The sequence below is a fragment of the Pseudoalteromonas sp. 4NS20-0020 genome, assembly GCF_057554385.1.
This window is the reverse complement of the sequence record NZ_BAAJMI010000001.1, coordinates 662,772-687,809: the sequence shown is the minus strand read 5'-3', so window position 1 is coordinate 687,809 and position 25,038 is coordinate 662,772. Positions and strand designations below refer to the sequence as shown.

The following is a 25,038-nucleotide window of genomic DNA, read 5'->3' as shown; positions in this document are numbered from 1 at the left end:
TGATTTATAAAAAAAGGATCCATCGTTGGACGACATATCGACAAGTACCCTGTTTATCACGTTAGGATTATTGGTACTTTTTTCTGCTTATTTTTCTGGTTCTGAAACTGGGATTATGTCAATCAATCGTATACGCCTGCGACATCTTGCAAAGCAAGATCACCGTGCAGCTAAACGAGTCAGTAAATTACTTAGCCGTCCCGATAGGCTTATTGGCCTCATTTTAATAGGTAACAACCTAGTAAATATAGCCGCAGCTCAAGTTGCCACTATTATAGGTATCCGCCTATACGGTGATTTAGGTATCGCAATAGCAACTGGTGTACTTACCTTGGTTGTGCTTATATTTGCTGAAGTAACACCTAAAACACTCGCAGCCCTTTACCCTGAAAAAGTAGCCTTTCCAAGCTCAGTGATACTTAAAGGCTTGCTGAAAATCATGTTTCCGTTTGTTGTAGTTGTTAACTGGCTAACTAACGGCATATTACGTTTATTTGGTATTAGTGCAGCCCAAATCGATGAGCACAGCATGAGCAAAGAAGAATTAAAAACAGTCGTGAACGAATCAGGTGCTTTATTACCTGCTCGTCACCAAAGCATGCTGACTTCTATCTTAGATCTAGAACAAGTTACTGTTGAAGATATTATGATTCCACGTAACGAAATTGTGGCGATTGATATAAACGACGATTGGAAAGTAATTAGCCGCCAGCTAACACATGCGCAACATACACGTGTTTTGTTGTATCGCGATAATATTGATGATGCAGTCGGTTTTATTCACTCACGTGATGCGCTGCGACTTTTAACAAAAGAGCAATTTGACAAACCGTCACTATTGCGTGCAGTTCGCGAAATTTACTTTATCCCCGAAGGCACATCATTAAATACACAACTGTTTAAGTTTCAACAATCAAAAGAGCGAATTGGTATAGTTGTTGATGAATACGGCGATATTCAAGGACTAGTAACCCTTGAAGACATTTTAGAAGAGGTGGTGGGCGATTTCACGACCACTCAAACACGTACGCCAAGTGAAGAAGTGACAACACAACCTGATGGTTCGTTTATTGTAGATGGTGGCGCAAACGTCCGTGACTTAAATAAAGAAATGGAATGGGACTTTCCTCTTGATGGCCCTAAAACATTAAGCGGCTTAATTGTTGAATATTTAGAAGATATTCCTGACGCAAATATCAGTTTACGTATTGCGGGATACCCATTAGAAGTACTCGAAGTAAAAGAAAACATGATTAAACAGGTTAAAATACAACCTAAAAAACGTACTCGTCAATAACAAATAAGGAGCCATAAGGCTCCTTATTTACGCTGTTGTCCGATTAAGTAAATAACCGCTCCAACCAGCCTTTATCGAGCTCATCTTCACATCGCTTTAATTGCGTGCCATAACGACTTGCTCTATTTTTTACTTTGTTGGCTACGCTCATTAACCATTTTTTCTTCTTATATGTGCCACGTTTATACCCGCCCCAGCCTTCATGATAATTAAGATATTGAGCGTAAGCATCCCATTTTGAAATGCCGTTTACTTTGTGCGTTTTATAAACAAACCACGCCATAAAGTCGATTGCATCATCAAAGTCATCCCTATCTGCTCCGCTGTTACCTGTTTCACGAACGTAATCAGCCCAAGTAGGCGTTTTAGCTTGTGAATAACCGTAGGCTGAACTTGCTCTACCTGTTGGTATAATCCATAAAAAATATTCCATAGGCGGAGCTGCATCGTGCTTAAACGAACTTTCTTGATACATCATGCTCATGAGTACATGTTTAGGAGAGCCCCACTTGTCTTGCGCGTCTTTTGCATCAAAATACCAGTCAGGCTTTTCTTCAAAAATTTTACAAAGATCATTTGGCTGTTTAGGTGGCGCTGTAGCACACCCGGCAAGGGTAAAAGCGAGAGTGAGAGATAAAATAAGTGCTTTTTTGTTCATTTTTTGTGTTCTCACTGAACTTTTATAAAAAGTGTTGGTCGTAATAATTAATGCAGCTGTATAGCATTGTTTCATCCCTGAATATTATTTACGCAGCCATATTAGGCTGCGTTTTTTTGCGTGCATGTTGGGTATCAGTTTTTATGAAAATACTCATCTAAAAACGCTGTAAACGACTGCGCATCTGCATTTTCTATATTACGCTGCGCTTCATTTGACTGCTCAACTTGCTGCTCGAGCCACGGCTTTAAAAACTCACTGTAATCTGTGTCTATGTGGCTTTGCTTATACTTATTTGCTAAGTCTAAGGCAAAGTGACCATTGTCTAAACCTGACTCTTTTAGTTTTGCTACATATCGTCCAGAGTAAGTAAGCGAAGGATCATTGACCCACGTGCTCATTCGCTCAATTGTTTCAACGTAATAACTAACGCCGTAAGCTTTATCCATCCATTTTGCAACATCAGTCAATTGAGCAAATATTTGATTCCCCCAAGATTGCAGGCTACGCGGAGTATTATTATCGTTGAGCATCAACCCTAGCTCTCTCCCCTGATTTACAACCGCATCTAAATTTTCAGTACTGCGAGCCTGTTCTTTCCAATCCATGTTTGGTGAATCTTTTAATAAGCAATACGTTAAAAATACATCTAAAAAGTGAATTTGCTCTATATCGATACCCACTTCACTAAATGGGTTTACATCTAGAGCACGAATTTCAACATATTCTATACCCGCTCTCAATAGTGCATCTGTTGGCGTCTCACCACTGTTCGCATTACGTTTAGGGCGAATTGGCGAATAAAATTCATTTTCTATTTGCAGAATATTTTTATTTAACTGTTTTGGCTGTTCGCTAGTGTAGTCGTCAATGTCGCTGTATATATCTGATGGCGTATTGATGGCCTTTTTCAAACCAGCAACATATTCATCAAGCGAGTTATACATGACACGCAAGGACGATTGTGCGCTGTTTGTGTAACCTAAGTTACCTAAACGCAGTGCAGTGCCGACCTCTAAGTATAAGGTACCTTTACCTAACTTTTTAAACGGTAAATCTGTTTTACGACCTTGCAAAAATGAGTTACACAGGGCAGGCGATGCGCCAAACATATAACTAATAAGCCACAGCTCGCGTTTGAAGTTTCTTATCAGCGATAAATAACCATCAGATATAAAATCCTGCAAGCTCGTATTACTTTGCTTTAACGAATGCAGAGACTTCCAAAGTGACTCTGGAAAAGAGATATTAAAATGCACGCCAGCAATAGCCTGCATCATACTGCCGTATCGATTTTTTAGCCCTTCACGGTAAAGCGTCTTCATTTTGCCTATATTCGAGCTACCAAACTGAGCAAGTACGATATCGTCTTGGTGGTTGATGAAGCACGGCATACTGATAGGCCAAAGCAGTTCGTCACCCATATTTTCAAGCGTGAACTTTTGAAGATCGCGCAGTTGCTTTAATGTTTGCGTTGATGACTCGCTAACCGGTGTAATAAATTCAAGTAAAGATTCAGAAAAGTCAGTCGTTATATGACCATTGGTTAGTGCACTCCCTACCCCTTTAGGATGACCTGTAGGAGATATAGCACCGTTGCTTTGTATTCTTAGCGACTCTCGTTCAATGCCACGTTTAATGCCTTTAATTGCGTTTTGGTGTTCACCAGTCGATAACGCGTTAAGCGCATTTGTTAGATCTTGTGTTGTCAAAAATATTTCCTCGGGCCACGTGGCGTAATCATACGGTTATGGGGGCTAATTACCGATTACTCAAGATTAAATTGTTAAGAACCATTTAGTTTTTTCAATTAGTCTTAAAATCCCTAATTTGAGCATACGCTTGATTTAACTATCTTCGTAAAATTATGTTGTAATCTTGCCATTGCTATTTACTTTATACAATTGCTTTACGAAGGTATTTACTAATAACACGGTATGCAATGAAGCATTAAACCAATGCGGATAGGAGACCTGTTATTTCGATTAAAGAATTCAATTTTATTTCGCTGACGTTATTAACCACAGAAATCTTGATATAGATCAATAAAGCATTCAATTCATCGTCAATATAAACATAATCGAGCTTTAATTTTGCTTTGTGTAAATAACTGAATATACTTCAGTTAATTAAAAAGGATGATAGTGAATGCAATGCACAGTAATAAAACATTAATTAATGAAGAAGTTCATTTTGATGAGTCACAAGAGCTTGTTTCAACAACCGATTTACGCGGTGTTATTACCTACGCTAATACAGAATTTTGTACAGTTGCTGGTTACTCAATACAAGAGCTTGTTGGCAAAAACCATAATATAGTTCGCCACCCAGATATGCCTAAAGCAGCGTTCAAAGAAATGTGGGAAACATTAAAACAAGGTCACTCTTGGCGCGGCATGGTAAAAAATCGCTGTAAAGATGGCCGTTACTATTGGGTTGACGCTTTTGTTACGCCAATTTTTGAACATGGCCAGCTGGTTGGCTACCAATCAGTAAGAACAAAACCGAGTCAAGCACTCAAAAATAAAGCGCAAAGCTTATACAACACCCTTAATGCTAATAAATCATTGTTCAGTATTCGCGAACAAACTGGAGTTAGGCAGAGTATCACCATAGCGTGTGTGTTACTTTGGTTAATAAGCTCTTTAGTATTTGCTCCAATAGCCATTGCTTTACTTAATGTTATTGTTTGTATATTAGTAATCGCCCTAAATTACGATGAGCTTGTTGCAACCCCTAAAATATTGCGCGAGCATAAAGCTAAATCGGACTCTGTTTCTCGCTATATATACAGCGGTACCACAGCCCACAGCGTTAGTGACTTCAAAGAACAACTGCTAAATGCCAAGTTGCGTACTGTACTTGGGCGAATGAAAGATTCAACTCTTAATTTTAATAGTATTGCGACTAATTTAGACAAACAATCAACACTTACAGAGCAAGGAATTGCTTCTCAGGGTGAGCGCTTGGAACAGATTGCATCTGCGATGACTCAAATGGGATCGACCATTGGCGAAATTTCAGTAAACACAGCTGAAACGGCAGATAAAGTAAACGCAACGCATAGCAGTTGCTCTGAAATCAAAATACACATTGCTGATAATAGTAATATGATTTCTGAACTAGCATTGCAAGTTGAGCATGCAGCAACCACCGCAAGTAGCTTGGCCTCAGAAGCTGATAAGATTGGTCAGGTAATGAGTGAAATAGAAGGCATTGCAGATCAAACAAACCTACTTGCACTTAACGCAGCAATAGAAGCAGCTAGAGCGGGTGAGCATGGCAGAGGGTTTGCTGTCGTTGCCGATGAAGTAAGAACTTTATCGTCTCGTACACAAAGTGCTACAACACAAATTCACAGCTCAATAAAAGAAATACAAGATACTTTATTTAGCTGGTCAAAAGTGATGCAAGACACAAAAGAGCAAGCCGATAATTGCGTTAGTACCACAGAAAAAACGCAAGTGGAGCTAGAAGGTATCTTTTCTCAAATTAGTGAAATATCGCATTTAGCCATTCAAATATCGTCTGCAGCAGAAGAGCAACAAATGGTGAGTAACGATATCAGCAACAATGTGACTGATATTAAAGCCTTTGGCGATAACAATTTGAGTTTAAGCTTTGAAGTAGCTAAAGGTGCAGCAGAACTGGTTGAAGGCTCACGAAAAGTAAATGACTTGCTATTAACTTTTAAAGTATAAACATTATAGGTTAAAAAACCGCTTAGTTTCAGGAGATAGGCAACTAAGCGGTTTTTATAATTATTTACCGGCTAGTAAATACTAACCCATCACTGCCAGCATCAATAACAATGACACATCCCGGAATATAATCACCATTAAGTAACTTTTGCGCCAACGGATTTTCAATTGTTTGTTGAATGGCCCGCTTTAATGGACGTGCGCCGTATACAGGATCAAACCCACTTGCAGCAATAGTATCGAGCGCCGCATCGCTAATTTCTAGTAAGTACCCCATCTCAGTTAAACGTTCACGTAACTTCATTAACTGAATATCAGCAATCTCTTTAATGTGCTGATTCGCTAGCGGATGAAATACCACGGTTTCGTCAATGCGGTTTATAAACTCAGGTCTGAATTCACTGATCAATACATCCATTACTTTTGATTTAAGTGTTGCGTAATCATTATTACCCGCCTGCTCTTGAATAATATCTGAACCTAAATTTGAGGTCATGATGATTACGGTATTTTTAAAATCAACAGTACGCCCTTGTCCGTCGGTTAACCTACCATCATCAAGTACTTGTAATAAAATATTGAACACGTCAGGGTGTGCTTTTTCTATTTCATCAAGCAATATGACCGAGTATGGCTTACGGCGAACAGCTTCTGTTAAGTAGCCCCCTTCTTCGTACCCTACGTACCCAGGAGGCGCACCTACTAAACGGGCAACAGAATGTTTTTCCATAAACTCAGACATATCGATACGCACCATGGCATCTTCTGTGTCAAACATAAACCCAGCAAGGGCTTTTGTAAGCTCTGTTTTACCTACGCCTGTTGGCCCTAAAAACAAAAATGAGCCAATCGGTCGGTTTGGATCAGCAAGCCCAGCTCGGGAGCGACGAATAGCGTTAGACACCGCAACAACTGCCTCGTCTTGCCCTATTACCTTACTGTGCAATCTATCTTCCATTTGCAGCAGTTTTTCACGTTCACCTTGCAGCATGCGTGACACTGGAATACCAGTCCAACGAGAGAGTATCTCTGCAATTTCATCTTCGCCTACTTGGTTTTTAAGCAGCGTCATGTCTTGCATTTCGGCTTGTGACGCTAAGTCTAATTTGCGTTCAAGCTCGGGTATACGACCATATTGCAACTCAGACATGCGCTGTAAATCACTTGCTCTGCGAGCAACGTCTAAGTCGAGCCGAGCTTGCTCAAGCTCAGCTTTAATTACTTGCGTACCTTGCAGTGATGCTTTTTCTGCATTCCAAATTTCATCGAGTTCGCGGTATTGGCCGTCAAGATCGGTTATAAGCTCTTGCATTTCACTGCGGCGCTTTTGACTTGCCTCATCTTTTTCTTTAGCGAGAGCATTATCTTCAAGTTTTAACTGAATAATGCGGCGTTCAAGCTTGTCCAATGACTCAGGCTTCGAATCAATTTGCAAACGAATAGAAGAACCTGCTTCATCAATTAAATCTATTGCTTTATCGGGAAGCTGGCGGTCGCTAATATAACGATGCGATAACTGCGCGGCAGCAACAATTGCAGGGTCGGTGATTTCAACTGAGTGGTGCAGTTCATAACGTTCTTTTAAACCACGCAATATTGCAATAGTGTCTTCAACTGAAGGCTCTTCGATTAACACTTTTTGAAAACGGCGCTCAAGGGCTGCATCTTTTTCTATGTATTTACGGTATTCGTCTAGTGTGGTTGCGCCTACACAATGCAGCTCGCCACGTGCGAGCGCTGGCTTAAGCATATTGCCTGCATCCATTGCGCCATCGCTTTTACCTGCACCTACAATGGTATGAATTTCATCAATGAATAAGATGACTTGACCTTCTTCTTTTGCCAACTCGTTTAAAACCGATTTTAAACGCTCTTCAAATTCACCTCTAAATTTAGCGCCAGCAACCAAGGCTCCTAAATCAAGTGACAGTACACGTTTATTTTTTAATCCCTCTGGTACTTCACCATTAATAATACGCTGCGCTAAGCCTTCTGCTATGGCGGTTTTACCCACTCCAGGCTCGCCAATAAGTACCGGGTTGTTTTTAGTTCTGCGCTGTAATACCTGAATGGTACGGCGTATTTCGTCGTCTCGACCTATAACGGGGTCAAGCTTGCCTTGCTCTGCACGCTCGGTTAAATCAATCGTATATTTTTCTAAAGCTTGGCGCGTTTCTTCCGCATTCGGATCATCAACTTTTTGACCCCCACGGATTGCTTTTATGGCGCTTTCTATTTTTGTTGCAGTGATATTAAGCGATCTCAAAATATCCCCAAGCGGGCCTTTGTCATCGCACGCAGCAAGAACAAATAACTCACTAGAAATAAATTTATCTTTGCGCTTTTGAGCGTACTTATCACATAAATTTATAAGCGAAACCATATTATTAGATAATTGTACATCGCCCCCAACGCCTTCAACTTTGAATAGCTTTTCTATTTCTTGGGATAACTTTGTATTAAGCTCATCGGCACTTACACCTGTTTGAGCAAACAAGGCACGAACGCTTGAACCACTCTGTTGAAGGAGTGCATACATTAGGTGAACGGGTTCTATAAATTGATGATCGCGCCCAAGGGCCAGCGATTGCGCATCAGAAAGCGCAGATTGAAATTTACTTGTAAATCTATCTAAACGCATAAGGGGTTACCTATTAAAAAATCTAATTGATTAATAAATGGGTATGTTGCACGATTTGTTCAAGGTACGAAAGAAAATATATTCGCTAAATGATTAATTACTTGCGCCAGATCAAACTAGCCATTCGCCCTGTTTGCCCATCTCTTCTATAAGAGAAAAATAAATGTGATTGAGAAACTGTGCAGTACTCACCACCAGCAATATTTATTACCCCAAGCTGCGATAATAAAGTACGCGCTATACTGTATATATCAGCATAATACTTGTTATTGAGTTGCGGCATGAATGCATCTGAGAATAGAGGCGATTGATTATTAAATGCTTCAAAAACCTCTACACCAACCTCAAACTGATCCGACCCTATTGCCGGACCAAGCCAAGCATATATATTTTCTGGTTTAGCGTTAAAGCATTTAAGTGCATTTTGAATAATACCTTGCTTTAGCCCTCGCCAGCCGCCGTGAATAGCTGCTACCTCAGTCCCATCATTACTTGCAAGCAATATAGGTAGGCAATCGGCAGTCATTATAGCCAAAGGTTGATCAACTAGGCGCGTATAGAGTGCATCGGCATTATGTAATTTATTAAAATCAAACTGCTGATCAACTGTAATTACATCTGCGCTGTGAATTTGATTTAGCCAGATAGCTGGATTTGGAAGGAAGTTATTTAATACTGAGCGATTTTTTAAAACGTCAGCTTGGCTATCATTAACATGAAGCCCCAAATTTAAACTGTTATAAGGTGCCTTTGATACGCCGCCTTCACGTGTGGTACTGAGGGTACCCACATTGTGAAGGCTTTGCCATGTTGCTGATAGCAACTGCATTATCTATCTATATCTGGGTTAGCCTGAGTATCTTCACGAAGTGCTAACGTCATTTCTACCATATCATCTGGGATAGGTGCTTGCCACGTCATCATTTCGCCCGTAATTGGATGCGCAATACTTAGTTTTACCGCATGTAACGCTTGGCGTTTAAAACTTCTAAGCAGTTCAAACAATTGCGGTGTTGCACCCTTTGGTGGACGCGGGCGACCGTTGTATGACTGATCACCAATAAGTGGGTGGTTCAAATAAGCCATGTGTACACGAATTTGGTGAGTACGGCCTGTTTCTAAACGCAAGCGCAAACGCGTATGCGCACGAAATTTTTCAGCAACACGGTAATGAGTAATGGCAGGCTTACCCATTTCATGTACAGCCATATGAGTACGCTGTGTTGCATGGCGACCAATTGGTTTTTCAACCATACCACCCGCTGTCATAGTGCCGTTACAAAGCGCTTCGTATTCACGAGTGAAGTTTTCACGCTTTTGTAGTGCCTTAACAAGGTGTGTTTGCGCTTGAATTGTTTTAGCAACAACCATTAAACCTGTTGTATCTTTATCTAAGCGGTGCACAATACCTGCTCGTGGCACATTAATAATGTCAGGGTAATGGTGTAATAATGCATTAAGCACTGTGCCATCTGGGTTACCAGCACCAGGATGAACCACTAATCCCATAGGTTTATTAATAACTAAAATATGGTCATCTTCATAAACAATGTTTAAGTCGATATTTTGTGCAAGGTATTCACGCGGTGCTTCAATGGTTGTTTCAACATTTAACACTTCACCGCCTAACAGTTTTGTACGCGGTGTGTTTAATATTTCGCCATCAACGGTGATTTTATCATCCAAAATCCAAGTTTTTATACGTGAACGTGAATAATCAGGGAACAATTGCGCTAATACTTGGTCTAGACGTTTACCACCTAAGTCGGTTGGAACCTCGGCTTGAAGAGAAATTTGCTCTGTCATTCGTAACTTTACCCAATTTACCAGTGCAAGCTTTGCTCGACTGGGTTAGAATCGCTTTTAATAAAAGCATAATATAATACGTATAGTTTACTCGGTTTTACCGACTTGGCCTAGCCGAAGACATCGAAGGTAACAAATAAAATGATAAATAAAATAGGGAAACGTGCATTTGCCATCGTTTTTTCAGTTTCGGTACTTAGTTTAGGTGCCTGTTCGTCAGCACCTGACCAAGAAGACATTCAACGTGTACCAAATAGATCAGCACAAGCTTTATACGAAGATGCAAAAGAAACACTAGATTCAGGTTTATATGCCCGTGCAATTGAGCTTTTATCAGCGATTGATTCGCGCTACCCATTTGGGCCATTTTCAAAACAAGTGCAAATGGATTTAGTGTATGCTCATTACCAGTCGGGTAACACTGAACAAGCATTAGCAACCATTGACCGTTTTATCCGTTTGAATCCAAATCATAAAGATCTAGATTACATGTATTACATGCGTGGTTTGGTAAATATTAAAGCAGACAAAAACGCGTTCCAAGAATACTTTGGTATTGATAGAGCAGATAGGGATGCTAACAGAACCCGCGTCGCTTTTACTGATTTATCAACGCTTGTAAAACGTTTTCCACAAAGCGGTTACGCACCAGAAGCAAAACGTCGTTTAGTATGGTTATTAAACCGTATGGCACGTTACGAGCTAAAAGTAGCTACATACTACTATGAGCGCGAAGCGTACTTAGCAGCTGCTAACCGTGGTAAATTTGTAGTTGAACACTACTCGCAAAGTAGTTATTTAAATGCAGCCCTTGATATGATGCAAAAAAGCTATGAAAAATTAGGTTTAACCGAATTAAGTCAAAACGCTAAAAAAGCACAAGCGCTGAATAAAAGAACACAGTAAATACAAAAAAGGCGCTTTAAAGCGCCTTTTTACTGACTAAGCTATTTAAGCTTAAATTAGATTGCGTCTTCATCTTCTTCTGCGGTACGAATACGAACTACACGCTCAACCTCAGTGACAAATATTTTACCATCACCAATTTTTCCGGTTTGTGCAGTTTTAACAATAACTTCAATCGCGCGATCAACACTTTCGTCAGCAAGTACTATATCAAGCTTCACTTTTGGCAAAAAATCAACCATATATTCAGCACCACGATAAAGCTCAGTGTGCCCTTTTTGACGACCAAAGCCTTTTACTTCACTCACGGTCATGCCGTTAATGCCCACCTCTGACAGCGCCTCGCGTACATCATCAAGTTTAAACGGTTTTATAATTGCTTCTATTTTTTTCATATTAATTACTTTTTAAAGCCTTAGATGCCACGATTTTAGACAATCATAAGGTTCATAGCAAACAAAGCAATTGAATTACGGTGATAAATTAATCAGCCATGATATAATTTTGGCCATATAAGAATCGTAATATAAAAATTAGCTGTAAATGAGATCGTTATGAAGATTAAACAATCAGGATTCACACTTTTAGAATTAATGGTAACCGTCGCAATTGTTGGCATAATAGCATCTATCGCTTTTTGGAATAGTAGCGACATGTTAGAAGAAAACCGTGCTGAAAACTTTTTACTTGAGCTGAAAAGAAACATTAGCTACGCGCGTTCTCAAGCTGCAAGCACCGATGAAATAGTTGTAATATGTGCAGCGCAACATGGTGAAGTAAAAAACCAAAACGATAATATGCAATGCCGAAACCGATGGGATAGGAATAAAATTATTATTGTTTTTATCGACTCTGATAACAGTGGCCACTACAACAAATCTACCGACTCATTATTACGCGTTATGGAAAAAATTAGCCTGGAAGATAAAGTTAAATTTACAGGTAACTCAAGGCGGCTACGGTTTAATACCAGTGGCCGAATTACAACAAACCCAGGAGAGTTTGTTTTTTGCCCTAACAACGGCACAGATAACAATAAAGCCCTCAGTGTTTCTCAATCTGGTACGTCGTTTTATTTAGGTGATAGTGCAAAAACTTGCGGTTAAAAAACAACCAATTTAGCTTGTCATATTTTATTCATTTACTAAACTAAATTAAAAGATAATTAATTTAGGACTTCAGGGATGAGGTTATCAATATCGAAATGTAAAGGGATCACGCTTCTTGAACTAATGCTTACACTCGCTGTTGTAAGCATTATCAGTCAAATATCTATGTGGTACTACCCAGATTTTCTAGCAAAAAACCGGCTAGAGAACCACGTTAACCTTCTGCACCGAACTATCAATTATGGTCGACTTTACGCAATTGAAAATAGTACTTACGTTACTCTTTGCTCGTTAAACGAAGGCGAATGTTCAAAAGATGAATGGGATGGTCAAATGTCTTTGTTTATCGATCTAGATAAATCAACAACATTAGATGACGATGAATTGTTACTTAGTACCTTTGAAAGAATAAATGAGGCTGATGCGCTTGAATACCCTCGCACTGCAATTACGTTTCGCCCTGATGGCTCATTAAACGGTTTTCAAAATGGGACGTTTATTTACTGCCCAAATGAAAAAGCCAACCTCGAAGGGTTGGCTTTGTCAGTGAGTCAAACTGGCAGAATAAGAATTAAATCAACCGATAAGTGTCAAAAAAATTAAACTCAACGGCCCCAGCAATAGTCAATATCTGAGTTACCTTTAGCGCCTTTAGCACCCTTTAGACCTGTATCGGTAATAGATAACTCCTTGCAGTCGTTATCACCCTTTACTGCACCCGCTATTGGCTTTGCTTTTATTGTAAATGCATTGCCATCAACGACATCAATGGATAATTCAAAATGTCCATTTTCGGTTTTATCTTGAAGTCCTAAGTCTGCAAATGTTTCTGTGTATTCACGGTTATCAACAAAAAACTGCTCTTGCTTATTAGCTGTATCTAAAAGTGCTGCAGCAGCTTCTGCTCTTGATGCCCGCTTTACATATTCAGTGTAATTGGGCACTGCCACAGCCGCTATAATGCCAACAATAGCCACCGCTATCATCAGCTCAATCAAGGTAAATCCAAGTTGCTTATTCATTTTTAGTCCTTAGTTTCCAACTTCATCGTTTTCTTCACGCTTATAGATATACGTCTGTTGCGTTCTAAATCCAAAGCCTAATGCGTTATCAGGGTTCACAAGCTGTACTTTACCATCAACCACATTTAAACCAGGACCTGTGATCTCCACCGGCTTCATTGGGTTTTGTGCATTTTCCCCTTTTATACCCGGTCCAATAAGATAAAATTGGCTTTCTTGTGTTACGGATAATGTTGGGTTGTCATCACACTTACCATCGCCATTACCATCTGCACACGAAGGACCTTCTCCAAAGTAAAGTTGCGGTGTATCTGGCACATCGTAACTGGTTGAAAATTTCAGGTCGTCATACACTTTTGTCCCGTAATGCAGGTGGAAAGCATACAATGAGCCCCCCCCGCCACTAAGCGAACATTGGTTTTCTGTTGATGAATCTGACGCCGGAGTAAAGCTAGTAAAGTACGCAACACCACCCACTACCGTTGAAGCGGCAAGTGACTTCTCACCTGTGCCTAACTCATAGCGCCAGCCATTGAATTTTGCTAAATCTATTTCTAGGTCTACAAAATCGTCCACATCATCAAGTGCATTACCAAACGGGTCTGAATTCATCAGCATTAAATCATCTGGTTTAATTGTATCTGGTGCGTTAGTTTTAAACGTTTGTGTAACTGTGTTTTCATCTCTTATCATAAAGAGTTGGTCTTGCTCGTTTGTACCCGTTGGTTTAGAGCGGTTACCACTGCCTATAACTATTGCATCATACGGTGTATCCAAACGTGTAATCACTTTTTTACCGTTAATCGTTATTTCTGATACTTTACTGTAAATAGTACGCGCAACAAGTGGCTTGTAAAAAAAGCGTCTGTCTTCTGTTGCTTTGTTACTGCCAAGTTCTGCCAGTTTAAAATGGCTAAAATCATTGGTGTTTGTGCCGGGCATATCTATACGCCACACATCACCGCCTGTATCGGCTGCGTATATTCTGTCTATATAGCCGTCATAGTCAGAATCTAACGTAGTAATATTTGCAGCAATACTGTGCTTGCCCTTAAACCCATTAATGTTAGGCGTTAAGGCCCACACTCGTTTACCGGTTTCGGCCTCAACAATGTATATGCCTCGGCCTACACTATCTTCACTTTTAATAACCGCGTCTTTATTTGTGTCGTATCCTGCTCCAAATACAAGTAATGGCTTATCGCCAAATGCTTTAATATAAGCAATCTGCGGCTTAGACCATGTTTGCCCCAGCTCTTGAAATTGACCTTTACCGCCTTCAATTGGGTTATCCCACAGTTTTTTAGGCTCATCTGGGTTGGTAATATCAAGCGCATAGTAATTTTCACCACCGCGACGCATACCCGCAAACGCCCATACTTTATCGTCCCCACTAGCATCAATAATTCCATCATTTAACCCATCGCTGTTTAAGCTTTTGTTGTTAAAGTAAACGCTTATAGGGCCATCCATGCCATATTTCTTACCCGTTTCTTTGGTGCGTAAGGGTTTTATTATGTCGTAAAGTTCAGAGGGAATAAAAGCCCAGCTTTCACTTACTGTGTTATTAACATCATCATCCTTAAACATATGTAAGAAACCGGCATTAGTGCCAATTAGAATACGAATATCATTATTACCGTAATCTAATGCAACAGGTTTAGAATGAAGCGGGTCGCCAAAAATATTTTGCCTTTGATCTGTAGTACTGTTGTCACTATCTTCATCATCAACGTCTATTCCCATAGTCCATTTGATATCAGAATCCGATAATAAAATAGAGTTATCTGGAACTAAGTCTAAAACTTCATTAACTATAGATGAAGTAAACCTGACAATACCTCCTTGCTTATCAGTATATATTTTACGGCGGTTTTCCAAATCACTGCCTGTTAAACTACTCAAGTGATAATTCACACCGCCCTGCGCAACAAGGTTACCGTCCGCTGATTGCCCAGAAGGTAACCAGAAGGTTTTTGCATCCGTATCAATTAAACCATTTGAGTCAAGTGCGTTGGCCCCTGTAGAGTCAACAATTTGGCTCCCAGACACTTTTAATTTTTTTAAATTGCCGCCCCAACGAGTATTAGTTTCTGGATAAAACATTGCAAAATAAATAGCGTCACGGCTTCTTGTTTGGTCTACATTATTACTGGCCACTGAAGGGGATGAAAAACTATCGTTTACTTCTCGAATGCGAGAAATTGCGCTGTTTAATGATGCCGAAAGTTGATCTGGTGTACTAGCCGGTAAATTCTCACCACCACCTAATTGAGCGGCTTGGCGCAATAATTCTTGTCCATCCTCACTCATACCTGAACCAAAGCCTATCGTATATAGGCGCCCAGTTTCATGGATATCAGGCGTTGATGGATATAAATCAACCGTTGTATCACTAGTGCCATGAATTATTTTAGCCATTTGGTGTAAATAATTACTGTAATAGCTATCGGTACTCCAGTTTAACTGATCACCAAAGTACCTTTGATGTTCATCACTAATATCACTATCGCTGCCGTTATCATTAGAAGGGTCACCATCGGTCATGTAGATAATATTAATGGAATTATCACAACGAGCTGCTTCAGCTTCACTATCTGCAAATGGCGATATATAGGTAAACCTCGTTTCTGGTACATAAACTGTTGTACAAACTTGTCGGCGGTTCCACCAAGGACCTCTCCAAACGCAAGACTCTTGCTCAACTTGGACGGTAGTACTACTTTCAACGCTTGTATCACGCTCTTGAGTCGAAACACCTTGTCCGTATTGAACCTCTTGCCCAGTGATATACAAATATGCTTCCCAGAGCGTCTCTGCGAGTGGCGTCCCCCCATCTGCAGGTAAACCTGCAATAGAGCTACGCACTATGGATGAATTACTACCAACACCATTTACAACATACCCACCATCTGAATTTCTTTCAAAGCGCATTAGGCCAAAATCGATAGTGTCTTCATTATCTGATACCACTTTATTCATGGCAAATTGCGCAGCAGCAAGACGGCTATCTGTACATAAGTTAAATAAGCCTGAAACGTTATTAAAACCACAGTCATTGCCATTAGTAGATGAAAAAGCCATACTTCCGGAGGTATCGAAAATGAGTAAAACACGGGGTTTTTCATCAAGGTCCAGGTCATGGTTCACATATAACTCAATGTCTTCTGCGCTTGCCGTTGTACTGACCGCTAAACCAAGTAATGCCGCTAGCACTTTGTTTAATTTAAAATTCATCTTAAATTCCCTTACTCATACTAGCCATTTCTTGTGCTACACCTGTCACAATTGTGAGTGAATGCTTTGCTTTAGATCCATATTCAACGGTAGTAGCAACTTGTACCATGTTGCACGATATACCCGCTGTAAAGTTAAAGCGCCTTGGGCATTCTAAATCAAGTGCACCTTGATTTAAGTTAATCATTTTACTTTGCATATCGCCATGCGTTGCAATTGTCATACCTTCACCGTTGTCTCCAGAATGGTGTGAGACTTCATCGGGTGTTAAAAAAAACTGGTTTGCAGCCCCTTTGTTAGCCTCATCAGAAATCATTCTTTGAACTTCACCAATGAGTTCGTTTTCAGCGACTTCTCGTTCTTGCGCCGCATTTGTAATTTTAACGTCAATACTGCTGCTACTCATGAGTGTTACAGCAATACCAGTGACGGCTATTACCATAATTAATGCAGTAATAAGCACAACACCTTGTTGTTTTGTAGGTGAGCTTTTTAAATACGCCATAAGTTTGATCCAACGTTGTTTAATCGAATTGTGGTAGTAAATACGGTGCGTCTGTAACTGTCATTAAATGTTATCTGGCGCTTATTATCGTCTTCGCCCAAGGTATATGTTTGATTCTTTAATTTAAGCCCGGGGTCTTCTTGTAAAGCTCTTATCAATAAGAATACTTGAACAGTTAAAATACCCTTTCGGTCTTCCCAGTCTGAATGTTCCATATCGCCGATACTTTTATAGGTATCAATGCGGCTGTCGTTATTTGTATCGAGGCCAAAAACAAAGCGCATATTTTCTACGCCTTCCATTATTGTCTCTGTAGAAATATTAGCCCCCACCAAGCGTTTTCTCATCAATGCGGGAACAGTAATATTTTTATTATTAACTTTGTACGTTTGCTCTGAAATGTAATAAACGTGGTGGCTATAAGGCCAAACCGTTGCATTAATATTTAGCGCACCAGCATTGACTACGCCGCGAACAAATTGCGCCTTTTCTTGCTCTGCAACAAAGTAGTTTTGACCTGCTTGGGTTTCGTTTCCTGCGGCTCCTACTGTTAAGCGGTTACCTTGTAAAAATTTAAGCTGTAAAATATCTGTACTTTTAACAGGGTTACTCACGCAATTTAGTTCTTTGGACTCTTCTGCAACCTTTGCATAAATGGTTCTAAAGTTAGTGGCAGACGCTAAATCAGGAAAACTCCCGTTATTAGCCCCTTCAAAACAATCTGGTGCAGGAGTTGTTGCCGTCGCCCTTGTTGTATTCCCTGCGACAAAAGAGTCATCGTAGTATGTGCCCCAAAATCCAATTTGTTCTATATCACGCTGCATAATGTTAATAGCAAGGCGCGCAGACTCTTGGATCTCACCTATGGTCATAGTGTCTTTTGTGGTTACTTTCATGCCAATGTAGGTGAACATAACGCCGCCAAGTACTAAGCCCCCTATAAAAAGCGAGATCATCATTTCTACAAGGGTAAAACCTTTTTGCTTAATGCTCATGCTTAACTCCTAAGGTAAATGTAACTAGTTAAAACCACTAAACGGCGCTTTTTGTCTGATTCGCCACACTCAATTGCGGCTGTTGCATCATTGGCTGTAAATTCTTGTCTGCCTTGCCATGAAATAATCACTTCTAAATTAAATGCTTTACCACCTGAGCCACCAACTGCTGTTGGCCTAATACACACAGTTGCGTCATCTAAGGCGCCTGTATTTTCTCGCGCTCTAATCGCGCGTTTCCATTGTTCTAAATCTAAAGCTGCAACTTGCGCTGCACTGCAGCTTGCTGTGAAGCAAGTTTGAGACGTTGTTGTAGAGGTTTCACTATTAAATGTTTTAGCGTAAAGCCCAACTAATTGCGGTGTATCATTTGCACGAATACGTTGAATAATATCGTTTCCTAGCGCAACAGCAGCAGCTCGCTGCATAGAATCAAAACTTGCCTGCTTAGCTTTAGCTTGCAAAGCCACGGCCCCTAATAAGCCAAAACTTAAAATTATAAATGCAATAAGTACTTCAATTAGTGTGAAGCCTTTTTGAAATTTTGTTTGAGACGATTGCATACCAAAACCAAATAAAAAATTGTCTGATTGTAAGTTTATGGCATTAAAATTTAGATTCAATACTTACTAGGATAAGCGGTAGGATTTGTTGATAAACGGTTAACAGCTAGGCATTTAATATATCTTTAACTGCTTTTAGTTCCCGTCGGCTTACAGCTAAGTGCTCTTTGCAACCAACAAGTTCTATTGTATGTACCCCTGTATTTTGTGTTTTCAAACATAGCAGCTTACTTTTGTTTACTAAGGTATTTCTATGAATTCGTAACAACTGGGCGGGGTAAAGTAGCTCTAACTGTTTTAAGCTCTGTTCTATAAAGGCCTCTCCACCTTCAAAAACCATGTTTGTGTATTTTTCCTGCGCGTTAAAATAAAAAATGCTGTCAAGCTCTACACTTTTTAGTACCCCTGCCACCTGATAACTAATTTTAGCTGATTGCTGCTTTTGCACATGTGCTTTATTTAAACGCCCTAGCTGATCTAGCACTTTACTTAAAGACTGCTCGGTAACAGGTTTAACTAAATATCCCGTAGCACTTAATTGCAGAGCATCTAATGCATGCTCAGGGTGAGCCGTAACAAACACAATAGCGGGTGGTAAAGGCATTCTGTTTAGCTTATGCGCTACTTCTAAGCCATTCATACCTGGCATATCAACATCTAAAAAAATTAAATCAGGGTTATACTTTTTAGCAAGCTCTAACGCTTCATTTCCATTTGCTGCCTCTGCTTTTATCACTATGCTTTTTTCAATTGCTAAAAGCCGTTTTAATCGCGTCCTAGCTAATGGTTCATCATCAACAATCAGTACATTCATACGCTATTCTCAATATGTTTAGGAATAACGACTTTCACTCTGTATACGCCATCTCTATTAGTAATAGTAAGCTGCGCTTTATTTTTATAATAAATATTTAAACGCTGGCGAATATTATCAAGCGCCATTCCATTATTAGGCCTAGTTTGCATCTTTGAGGCTGCAATTGGGTTTGAGACAATCATTATTATATAGCCGGTTGTGATATGCAGTTCTACATTTATTGTCGCGCCGTCTTCACTTGTTTCAACACCGTGGCATACTGCGTTTTCAATTAATGGCTGAAGTGTTAAACACGGTATATTTAATGCTGGTAAATCAGTGGGAATGTGCCAATTAACTTTTAATCGCTCACCAAAGCGCCATGTTTCTAAGGCAATATATTGCTTACTCAGTGTTACCTCATCGTTCAACAACACGCTTTGCCCTGAACGCATTGCCGCTTGTGACAATGCAGCTAATGCTAAAATAGCTTGCTCTGCAGCCGCGGCATCGTGATGCGTTAATTCTGCGGCTGTATTTAAGCTGTTGTATAAAAAATGTGGACGAATTCGTGCTTGCAAAGCGTCTAACTCAGCACGGGAAAGTGCCTTAGTTTGTTGCTCTTTTTCAGCATATATAAGTAAAAACTGTACAAATAAAGCAACCAAAAATGCAACAATAATAGTATTTTGAATAACAAAATAAATAAGGTGTTCCGTTGTATTTATATCAAACGCAAAGCGCGAAAATAAAACACTGAATAGGCTGGTAAATAATAAAAAGGAAACAAAAAAAAGTGAAAGTTGTAGAGCACGTGTACTCTTTTGTAAAAAGTGCCGAGCTATATATAACGAGGAAGTACTTGATAAAACAATTAAATGTAAAAATAGGCTAATTATTCCAAGCCTAAGCCATATATCACCCTGAGCATGCGGAGCAAATGCTAAAACAACCGCAATAACTTGAGTGACAACAAGCGAAGCAAGTACACCTCGCTCATTAAAAAGAGCTGAAAAAAGCAATACATCCGATTGAGGCGTTTTGCTCATCACAGCTCTCCTTGTAATCTAAATAATTAATTTATATAGATTAACGCAGCTCCACAGGAACAGCAAATACGATATTTTCTTCTTCACCTGGGTTTTCTACAACTTGTGTTCCACCCAACTCTTTTAAACGGCTTATTACCTGCTGTACAAGCACTTCAGGTGCTGACGCACCAGCCGTAACCCCTACTGAATTAGCGCTTGTAACCCACTGTTCTTGTACATCAGTAGCATCGTCAATTAAGTAAGCCGTTGTGCCCATTTTATCTGCAAGTTCGCGCAAGCGATTTGAGTTTGAGCTATTTTTCGCACCAACAACTAATAATACATCAACCTTATCAGCTAGGTCGCGAACAGCATCTTGGCGATTTTGAGTCGCGTAACAAATATCATCTTTACGCGGGCCGTCAATTGCAGGAAATTTTTCTCGTAATGCATCTATTACATCAGCAGTGTCATCAACAGAGAGCGTTGTTTGACTACAATAAAATAAGTTTTTTGCATCTTTAACATTAAGCGCAATAACATCGTCTACGGTTTCTACTAAATAAATACCGCCAGCATCATTGTCGTATTGCCCCATGGTGCCTTCAACCTCTGGGTGACCATGATGGCCAATTAAAATACATTCTATACCCTTACGGCTTGCGCGGGTTACTTCCATATGTACTTTAGTTACAAGTGGACAAGTCGCATCAAATACTTTTAACTCTCTGCGCTTGGCTTCAGAGCGTACCGCTTGAGATACACCATGCGCACTAAAAATAACAATGCTGTCGTCTGGTACTTGGTGTAATTCTTCTACAAACACTGCGCCTCGGTTCTTTAAGCCGTCAACAACATATTTGTTATGAACAACTTCATGACGTACGTAAATTGGCTTTTCAAAAATATCTAAAGCGCGCTCTACTATGCTAATTGCTCTATCAACGCCTGCGCAGAAGCCACGTGGATTAGCTAATAAAATATCCATTAGCCTTTTACCTCAATAATATCAACTTCAAATGTTAAACGCTGGCCAGATAACGGATGGTTAAAATCAATAGTAACCGACTCACCCTGCACTTCACGTACTAAGCCCGGAAGCTCTGTACCATCAGGTTGAGTAAACGCAATAATAGCACCTACTTTCGCAGGTGTTTCTGCGCCAAATTTACTACGATCAACATAATAAATGTTATCTGGATTTGGCTGACCAAATGCATCTTCAGGTTCTAATTCAAACGTTTTGCTTTCGCCTGCGCTTAGACCTAATAGGCACTTCTCAAAATTTGCCGTTAAGCTGCCATCGCCCATTGTTAACTTTGCAGGTTTGTTGTGCACTTTCGTTGAATCAGCGGCAGAGCCATCTTCAAGTTTTATAGAAAAATGAAAAATAACTTGCGAGTTTTCACCAATTACAGCTTGGCTCATGCTTTATGCTCCTTCGGACTCTCACCTGTAAAGGCGTCAAATAATAACAATGCCGCGCCTACACAAATAGCACAGTCAGCAAAGTTAAATACTGGAAAATGTGAGTCTTCATAAAATACGTGAATAAAGTCAATTACATAACCGTAAGCAATACGGTCGTATAAATTACCAATAGCGCCAGCAAGCACTAACGAGTAAGCACCACATAACACTTTATTAGTTGCGGGTAACCTTTTTAGCCACCACACCAATAAGGCACTTATAGCAATTGCAATTGCGCTTAAAAACCAACGTTGCCAACCACCAGCATCACTTAAAAAACTATAAGCAGCACCATAGTTATGCACATAGGTAATACTAAAAACAGGTAGTAAATTAATAGACTCGCTATAAGCCATAGTATTTACAACAAGTGTTTTACTGGCAAAGTCTATTGCTAAAAGCAATAGACTCAACCATAACCACACTAAACCACTTTTTTGGGCTAGTTTGCTCACTAAAAACATCCCCTAAGCGAATTGACGCTTTTCGCCTTCGCCATCAACATTACTAACACAACGACCGCAAATTTCTGGGTGAGCAGGCTCAATGCCTACATCGTCGCTGTAATGCCAACAACGTTCACATTTGGCGGCATCTGTTGCTGCAACACTAATGTACAAACCTTCAATTTCTGTTTCTTGCGTATCTGCAGGCTGGCTATCAACATGCGCTACATTAACAGCTGACGTTAGCAGTACAAAACGCAACTCATCACCCAATGCTGTTAATTTGTTTGCCAGCTCTTCGCCCGCAAATAAATTAACTGTAGCTTGAAGAGCCGCACCAATAACTTCTTCTTTACGTGCCGCTTCTAATAAACGGTTCACTTCGTCACGTACGTTTAAAATTGCTTGCCAGTCATCATTACTAAACTGGGTATTTGTTGGTGCTTGTAAACCTTCATACCATACTGATGTAAATACGTAGTCGCTACGTTCTCCAGGTAAAGCTTCCCAAATTTCTTGTGCTGTAAAGCTCATAATTGGTGCCATCCAACGCGTCATTGCTTCAGCAATATGGTAAAGCGCAGTTTGACAAGAACGTCGTGCATGGCTGTCGCTCTTAGCTGTGTACTGACGGTCTTTAATTACATCTAAGTAGAACGAACCAAGCTCACCGGTACAGAAGTTCATTAGCTTTTGCGTAACTAATAGCATTTGGTAGCTATCGTAAGCGGCTAAAATTTCGTCCTGAAGCTGTGCAGCACGGCCAACAATCCACTTATCAAGCTCAACCATATCCTCAACAGCAACCTGATCTGTTTTAGGATCAAAACCATTTAAGTTAGCTAATAAGTAACGGCTCGTATTACGAATACGGCGGTAGCGATCTGCAGAGCGTTTAAATATTTCATCCGATACAGTCATTTCAGCCGTGTAGTCGGTAGACGCGACCCATAAACGTAAAATATCAGCACCCAACTTATTCATAACGTTTTGCGGAGAGATAACGTTACCCAATGACTTAGACATTTTTCTGCCGTTTTCATCAACGGTAAAGCCATGCGTAAGCACTTGTTTATAAGGGGCATGACCATTAATTGCAACCGATGTCATCATCGACGACATAAACCAACCACGGTGTTGATCTGACCCTTCCAGGTATAAATCTGCTGGGCCTACTAACTCTTCACGAGCATCAACAACACACGCATGCGACACGCCTGAGTCAAACCAAACATCGAGTGTATCTTGCACTTTCATGTATTGTTTAGCGTCTTCTTCGCCTAATAGTGTTTCTGGCTCTAAGTCATACCATGCTTGAATACCTGACTTCTCAACTAATGCGGCAGCTTGCTCAATAAGCGCTTGGGTATTTGGGTGTAATGCACCGGTGTCTTTGTCAACAAATAAAGCAATGGGTACACCCCAAGTGCGTTGGCGAGAAATACACCAATCTGGGCGACCTTCAACCATGTTTGCAATACGGCTTTCACCCCATTCTGGTAGCCACTGCGTATTTTTGATTTCAGCCAATGAATCTTTACGTAAATTAGCCTGATCCATACTAACAAACCATTGTGGCGTAGCACGGAAAATAATAGGGGTTTTATGACGCCAGCAATGTGGGTAACTATGAGTAAGCGCATGGTGGTGCACTAAAGCGCCACGCTCTTTTAATACTTCAATTACGCTCGCGTTAGCTTTAAATACATGCTGGCCTGCAAATAATTCTGTATCAGGCAAGTACACACCGTTAGCGCCAACTGGGTTAGCAACTTCTAGGTTATAGTTTAAGCCTGCCACGAAATCTTCTTGACCATGACCCGGTGCTGTATGCACCACGCCAGTACCTGAGTCCGTAGTTACATGCTCTGCAACAATTACCGGTACATTAAAGTCATAAAAAGGATGCGCTACTTGCAAGTTTTCAAGTGCAGCACCTTTTACGTAACCTAAAACATGGTAATGATTAAAACCAAAACGATCCATAGCATCTTTTACAAGCTCTGAACCTAAAATTAAACGCTGCTCAGCGCCTTCATCTTCAACTTGTACTAATGCATATTCTAACTCAGCATGCACGGCTACTGCACGGTTTGCTGGAAGCGTCCATGGTGTTGTAGTCCATATTACAGTACCTACACTACCTTTACCTTGATGCCCTTGTGCCATATCAAATGCATTAACTACGGCGTCCTGGTCAGCAAAAATAAAACGCACATCAATGGCTGGCGACTGTTTATCTTGATACTCAACTTCAGCCTCAGCTAATGCAGAGCCACAATCAGTACACCAGTGCACAGGCTTTGCACCTTTGTGTAGGTGACCATTTTTAATAATACGACCAAGTACACGAATTGCATTCGCTTCAAAATCAAAATTCATTGTTAGGTATGGCTTGTCCCAATCGGCAAACACACCTAAACGTTTAAAGTCTACTTTTTGACCTTCAACTTGCTTTTTAGCATAAGCGCGGCATTTTTCGCGAAACTCGCTCGCAGTTACTTTAACGCCAGGCTTACCTACTTTTTTCTCAACCATTAGCTCGATTGGTAAACCGTGACAGTCCCAACCTGGAATATATGGTGAGTCGAAATCTGATAACGTTTTAGACTTTACAATAATGTCTTTTAAAATTTTATTTACTGAGTGACCTAAGTGAATGTCGCCATTCGCATATGGAGGACCGTCATGCAAAATAAAGGTTTTTTTGCCCTTTTTAGCGCTGCGGATTTGACCGTATAGGTCGTCTTCATACCATGCTTTTAGCATTTTTGGTTCACGTTGTGCCAAATTGCCACGCATTGGAAACGGTGTTTCCGGTAAGTTCAAAGTATGTTTATAGTCGCTCATTTATC

The 25,038-nt window shown here is 40.2% G+C and carries 22 protein-coding genes; 5 read left to right on the top strand and 17 right to left on the bottom strand.

Going from position 1 to position 25,038, the window contains the following annotated elements:
- The first annotated feature begins 25 nt into the window (after window positions 1-25).
- Window positions 26-1,297: an HlyC/CorC family transporter gene (locus AC27JL_RS03170; protein ID WP_008132535.1), complete on the top strand. Its 1,272-nt coding sequence runs from the start codon at window positions 26-28 to the stop codon at window positions 1,295-1,297.
- 43 nt (window positions 1,298-1,340) lie between these two features.
- On the opposite strand, the gene AC27JL_RS03165 is transcribed toward AC27JL_RS03170, so the two are convergent.
- On the bottom strand, window positions 1,341-1,955 hold the full coding sequence (locus AC27JL_RS03165; RefSeq protein ID WP_039036803.1) for a transglycosylase SLT domain-containing protein: 615 nt from the start codon (window positions 1,953-1,955) through the stop codon (window positions 1,341-1,343).
- Window positions 1,956-2,089: 134 nt separating this feature from the next.
- The gene (gene gshA / locus AC27JL_RS03160; protein WP_487194780.1) at window positions 2,090-3,667 is read right to left on the bottom strand and encodes a glutamate--cysteine ligase; all 1,578 of its coding nucleotides are present in this window, start codon (window positions 3,665-3,667) and stop codon (window positions 2,090-2,092) included.
- 441 nt (window positions 3,668-4,108) lie between these two features.
- Here gshA and AC27JL_RS03155 point away from each other — a divergent pair, with 441 nt between their 5' ends.
- Window positions 4,109-5,656: a methyl-accepting chemotaxis protein gene (locus AC27JL_RS03155; protein ID WP_487194855.1), complete on the top strand. Its 1,548-nt coding sequence runs from the start codon at window positions 4,109-4,111 to the stop codon at window positions 5,654-5,656.
- Window positions 5,657-5,720: 64 nt separating this feature from the next.
- Here AC27JL_RS03155 and clpB read toward each other — a convergent pair whose 3' ends face one another.
- From clpB to rluD, 3 genes are all read right to left on the bottom strand, one after another.
- Complete coding sequence (gene clpB / locus AC27JL_RS03150) at window positions 5,721-8,297, bottom strand: ATP-dependent chaperone ClpB (protein ID WP_487194779.1); 2,577 nt, start codon at window positions 8,295-8,297, stop codon at window positions 5,721-5,723.
- Window positions 8,298-8,394: 97 nt separating this feature from the next.
- A complete protein-coding gene (gene pgeF / locus AC27JL_RS03145) occupies window positions 8,395-9,126 on the bottom strand; it encodes a peptidoglycan editing factor PgeF (RefSeq protein ID WP_487194778.1) in 732 nt (243 codons plus the stop codon).
- Window positions 9,126-10,103 carry a 23S rRNA pseudouridine(1911/1915/1917) synthase RluD gene (rluD, locus tag AC27JL_RS03140; protein ID WP_006792792.1) on the bottom strand — a complete coding sequence of 326 codons (978 nt, stop codon included), beginning with the start codon at window positions 10,101-10,103 and terminating at the stop codon, window positions 9,126-9,128. The genes pgeF and rluD overlap by 1 nt, the downstream gene beginning before the upstream one ends.
- 141 nt (window positions 10,104-10,244) lie before the next feature.
- On the opposite strand from rluD, the gene AC27JL_RS03135 reads away from it, so the two are divergent.
- On the top strand, window positions 10,245-11,009 hold the full coding sequence (locus AC27JL_RS03135; RefSeq protein WP_006792791.1) for an outer membrane protein assembly factor BamD: 765 nt from the start codon (window positions 10,245-10,247) through the stop codon (window positions 11,007-11,009).
- Window positions 11,010-11,065: 56 nt separating this feature from the next.
- Here AC27JL_RS03135 and glnB read toward each other — a convergent pair whose 3' ends face one another.
- On the bottom strand, window positions 11,066-11,404 hold the full coding sequence (gene glnB, locus AC27JL_RS03130) for a nitrogen regulatory protein P-II (RefSeq protein WP_006792790.1): 339 nt from the start codon (window positions 11,402-11,404) through the stop codon (window positions 11,066-11,068).
- A gap of 159 nt (window positions 11,405-11,563) precedes the next feature.
- Between glnB and AC27JL_RS03125 the strand changes: the two genes are divergently transcribed.
- Together AC27JL_RS03125 and AC27JL_RS03120 are read left to right on the top strand one after the other, a co-directional pair.
- Window positions 11,564-12,115 (top strand): GspH/FimT family pseudopilin, encoded by a 552-nt coding sequence (locus tag AC27JL_RS03125; RefSeq protein WP_487194777.1) that lies wholly within the window; start codon window positions 11,564-11,566, stop codon window positions 12,113-12,115.
- A gap of 78 nt (window positions 12,116-12,193) precedes the next feature.
- Window positions 12,194-12,721: a GspH/FimT family pseudopilin gene (locus AC27JL_RS03120; protein WP_008132543.1), complete on the top strand. Its 528-nt coding sequence runs from the start codon at window positions 12,194-12,196 to the stop codon at window positions 12,719-12,721.
- 2 nt (window positions 12,722-12,723) lie between these two features.
- Here AC27JL_RS03120 and AC27JL_RS03115 read toward each other — a convergent pair whose 3' ends face one another.
- The 11 genes from AC27JL_RS03115 to ileS all read right to left on the bottom strand — a co-directional run bounded on the left by AC27JL_RS03115 (window position 12,724) and on the right by ileS (window position 25,033).
- Complete coding sequence (locus AC27JL_RS03115) at window positions 12,724-13,140, bottom strand: type IV pilin protein (protein WP_277054216.1); 417 nt, start codon at window positions 13,138-13,140, stop codon at window positions 12,724-12,726.
- Window positions 13,141-13,149: 9 nt separating this feature from the next.
- Window positions 13,150-16,377, bottom strand: a complete 3,228-nt coding sequence (locus tag AC27JL_RS03110; RefSeq protein ID WP_487194776.1) for a pilus assembly protein — start codon at window positions 16,375-16,377, stop codon at window positions 13,150-13,152.
- 1 nt (window position 16,378) lies between these two features.
- Window positions 16,379-16,882: a pilus assembly protein PilX gene (locus AC27JL_RS03105; RefSeq protein ID WP_276753783.1), complete on the bottom strand. Its 504-nt coding sequence runs from the start codon at window positions 16,880-16,882 to the stop codon at window positions 16,379-16,381.
- Window positions 16,870-17,877, bottom strand: a complete 1,008-nt coding sequence (locus AC27JL_RS03100; protein WP_277054215.1) for a PilW family protein — start codon at window positions 17,875-17,877, stop codon at window positions 16,870-16,872. Before AC27JL_RS03100 ends, AC27JL_RS03105 begins: the two co-directional genes overlap by 13 nt.
- A 2-nt stretch (window positions 17,878-17,879) precedes the next feature.
- The gene (pilV, locus tag AC27JL_RS03095) at window positions 17,880-18,440 is read right to left on the bottom strand and encodes a type IV pilus modification protein PilV (RefSeq protein ID WP_008132554.1); all 561 of its coding nucleotides are present in this window, start codon (window positions 18,438-18,440) and stop codon (window positions 17,880-17,882) included.
- A 106-nt stretch (window positions 18,441-18,546) separates the two neighbouring features.
- Entirely contained in the window at window positions 18,547-19,254 is a 708-nt protein-coding gene (locus AC27JL_RS03090; RefSeq protein WP_487194775.1) for a LytR/AlgR family response regulator transcription factor, read from the bottom strand.
- The gene (locus AC27JL_RS03085; RefSeq protein ID WP_487194774.1) at window positions 19,251-20,285 is read right to left on the bottom strand and encodes a sensor histidine kinase; all 1,035 of its coding nucleotides are present in this window, start codon (window positions 20,283-20,285) and stop codon (window positions 19,251-19,253) included. The genes AC27JL_RS03090 and AC27JL_RS03085 overlap by 4 nt, the downstream gene beginning before the upstream one ends.
- 40 nt (window positions 20,286-20,325) lie before the next feature.
- Complete coding sequence (ispH, locus tag AC27JL_RS03080) at window positions 20,326-21,255, bottom strand: 4-hydroxy-3-methylbut-2-enyl diphosphate reductase (RefSeq protein ID WP_424072519.1); 930 nt, start codon at window positions 21,253-21,255, stop codon at window positions 20,326-20,328.
- Complete coding sequence (gene fkpB, locus AC27JL_RS03075) at window positions 21,255-21,695, bottom strand: FKBP-type peptidyl-prolyl cis-trans isomerase (RefSeq protein WP_008132561.1); 441 nt, start codon at window positions 21,693-21,695, stop codon at window positions 21,255-21,257. The genes ispH and fkpB overlap by 1 nt, the downstream gene beginning before the upstream one ends.
- A complete protein-coding gene (gene lspA, locus AC27JL_RS03070) occupies window positions 21,692-22,192 on the bottom strand; it encodes a signal peptidase II (RefSeq protein WP_010555931.1) in 501 nt (166 codons plus the stop codon). Before lspA ends, fkpB begins: the two co-directional genes overlap by 4 nt.
- Window positions 22,193-22,204: 12 nt before the next feature.
- On the bottom strand, window positions 22,205-25,033 hold the full coding sequence (gene ileS, locus AC27JL_RS03065; protein ID WP_487194773.1) for an isoleucine--tRNA ligase: 2,829 nt from the start codon (window positions 25,031-25,033) through the stop codon (window positions 22,205-22,207).
- Window positions 25,034-25,038: the final 5 nt, after the last annotated feature.

Bases quoted from the DNA above. Each gene is read 5' to 3' on its own strand.
- AC27JL_RS03165 (WP_039036803.1), bottom strand. From the start codon at position 1,955: ATGAACAAAAAAGCACTTATTTTATCTCTCACTCTCGCTTTTACCCTT.
- AC27JL_RS03155 (WP_487194855.1), top strand. From the start codon at position 4,109: ATGCACAGTAATAAAACATTAATTAATGAAGAAGTTCATTTTGATGAG.
- clpB (WP_487194779.1), bottom strand. From the start codon at position 8,297: ATGCGTTTAGATAGATTTACAAGTAAATTTCAATCTGCGCTTTCTGAT.
- pgeF (WP_487194778.1), bottom strand. From the start codon at position 9,126: ATGCAGTTGCTATCAGCAACATGGCAAAGCCTTCACAATGTGGGTACC.
- rluD (WP_006792792.1), bottom strand. From the start codon at position 10,103: ATGACAGAGCAAATTTCTCTTCAAGCCGAGGTTCCAACCGACTTAGGT.
- AC27JL_RS03135 (WP_006792791.1), top strand. From the start codon at position 10,245: ATGATAAATAAAATAGGGAAACGTGCATTTGCCATCGTTTTTTCAGTT.
- glnB (WP_006792790.1), bottom strand. From the start codon at position 11,404: ATGAAAAAAATAGAAGCAATTATAAAACCGTTTAAACTTGATGATGTA.
- AC27JL_RS03125 (WP_487194777.1), top strand. From the start codon at position 11,564: ATGAAGATTAAACAATCAGGATTCACACTTTTAGAATTAATGGTAACC.
- AC27JL_RS03120 (WP_008132543.1), top strand. From the start codon at position 12,194: ATGAGGTTATCAATATCGAAATGTAAAGGGATCACGCTTCTTGAACTA.
- AC27JL_RS03115 (WP_277054216.1), bottom strand. From the start codon at position 13,140: ATGAATAAGCAACTTGGATTTACCTTGATTGAGCTGATGATAGCGGTG.
- AC27JL_RS03110 (WP_487194776.1), bottom strand. From the start codon at position 16,377: ATGAATTTTAAATTAAACAAAGTGCTAGCGGCATTACTTGGTTTAGCG.
- AC27JL_RS03105 (WP_276753783.1), bottom strand. From the start codon at position 16,882: ATGGCGTATTTAAAAAGCTCACCTACAAAACAACAAGGTGTTGTGCTT.
- AC27JL_RS03100 (WP_277054215.1), bottom strand. From the start codon at position 17,877: ATGAGCATTAAGCAAAAAGGTTTTACCCTTGTAGAAATGATGATCTCG.
- pilV (WP_008132554.1), bottom strand. From the start codon at position 18,440: ATGCAATCGTCTCAAACAAAATTTCAAAAAGGCTTCACACTAATTGAA.
- AC27JL_RS03090 (WP_487194775.1), bottom strand. From the start codon at position 19,254: ATGAATGTACTGATTGTTGATGATGAACCATTAGCTAGGACGCGATTA.
- AC27JL_RS03085 (WP_487194774.1), bottom strand. From the start codon at position 20,285: ATGAGCAAAACGCCTCAATCGGATGTATTGCTTTTTTCAGCTCTTTTT.
- ispH (WP_424072519.1), bottom strand. From the start codon at position 21,255: ATGGATATTTTATTAGCTAATCCACGTGGCTTCTGCGCAGGCGTTGAT.
- fkpB (WP_008132561.1), bottom strand. From the start codon at position 21,695: ATGAGCCAAGCTGTAATTGGTGAAAACTCGCAAGTTATTTTTCATTTT.
- ileS (WP_487194773.1), bottom strand. From the start codon at position 25,033: ATGAGCGACTATAAACATACTTTGAACTTACCGGAAACACCGTTTCCA.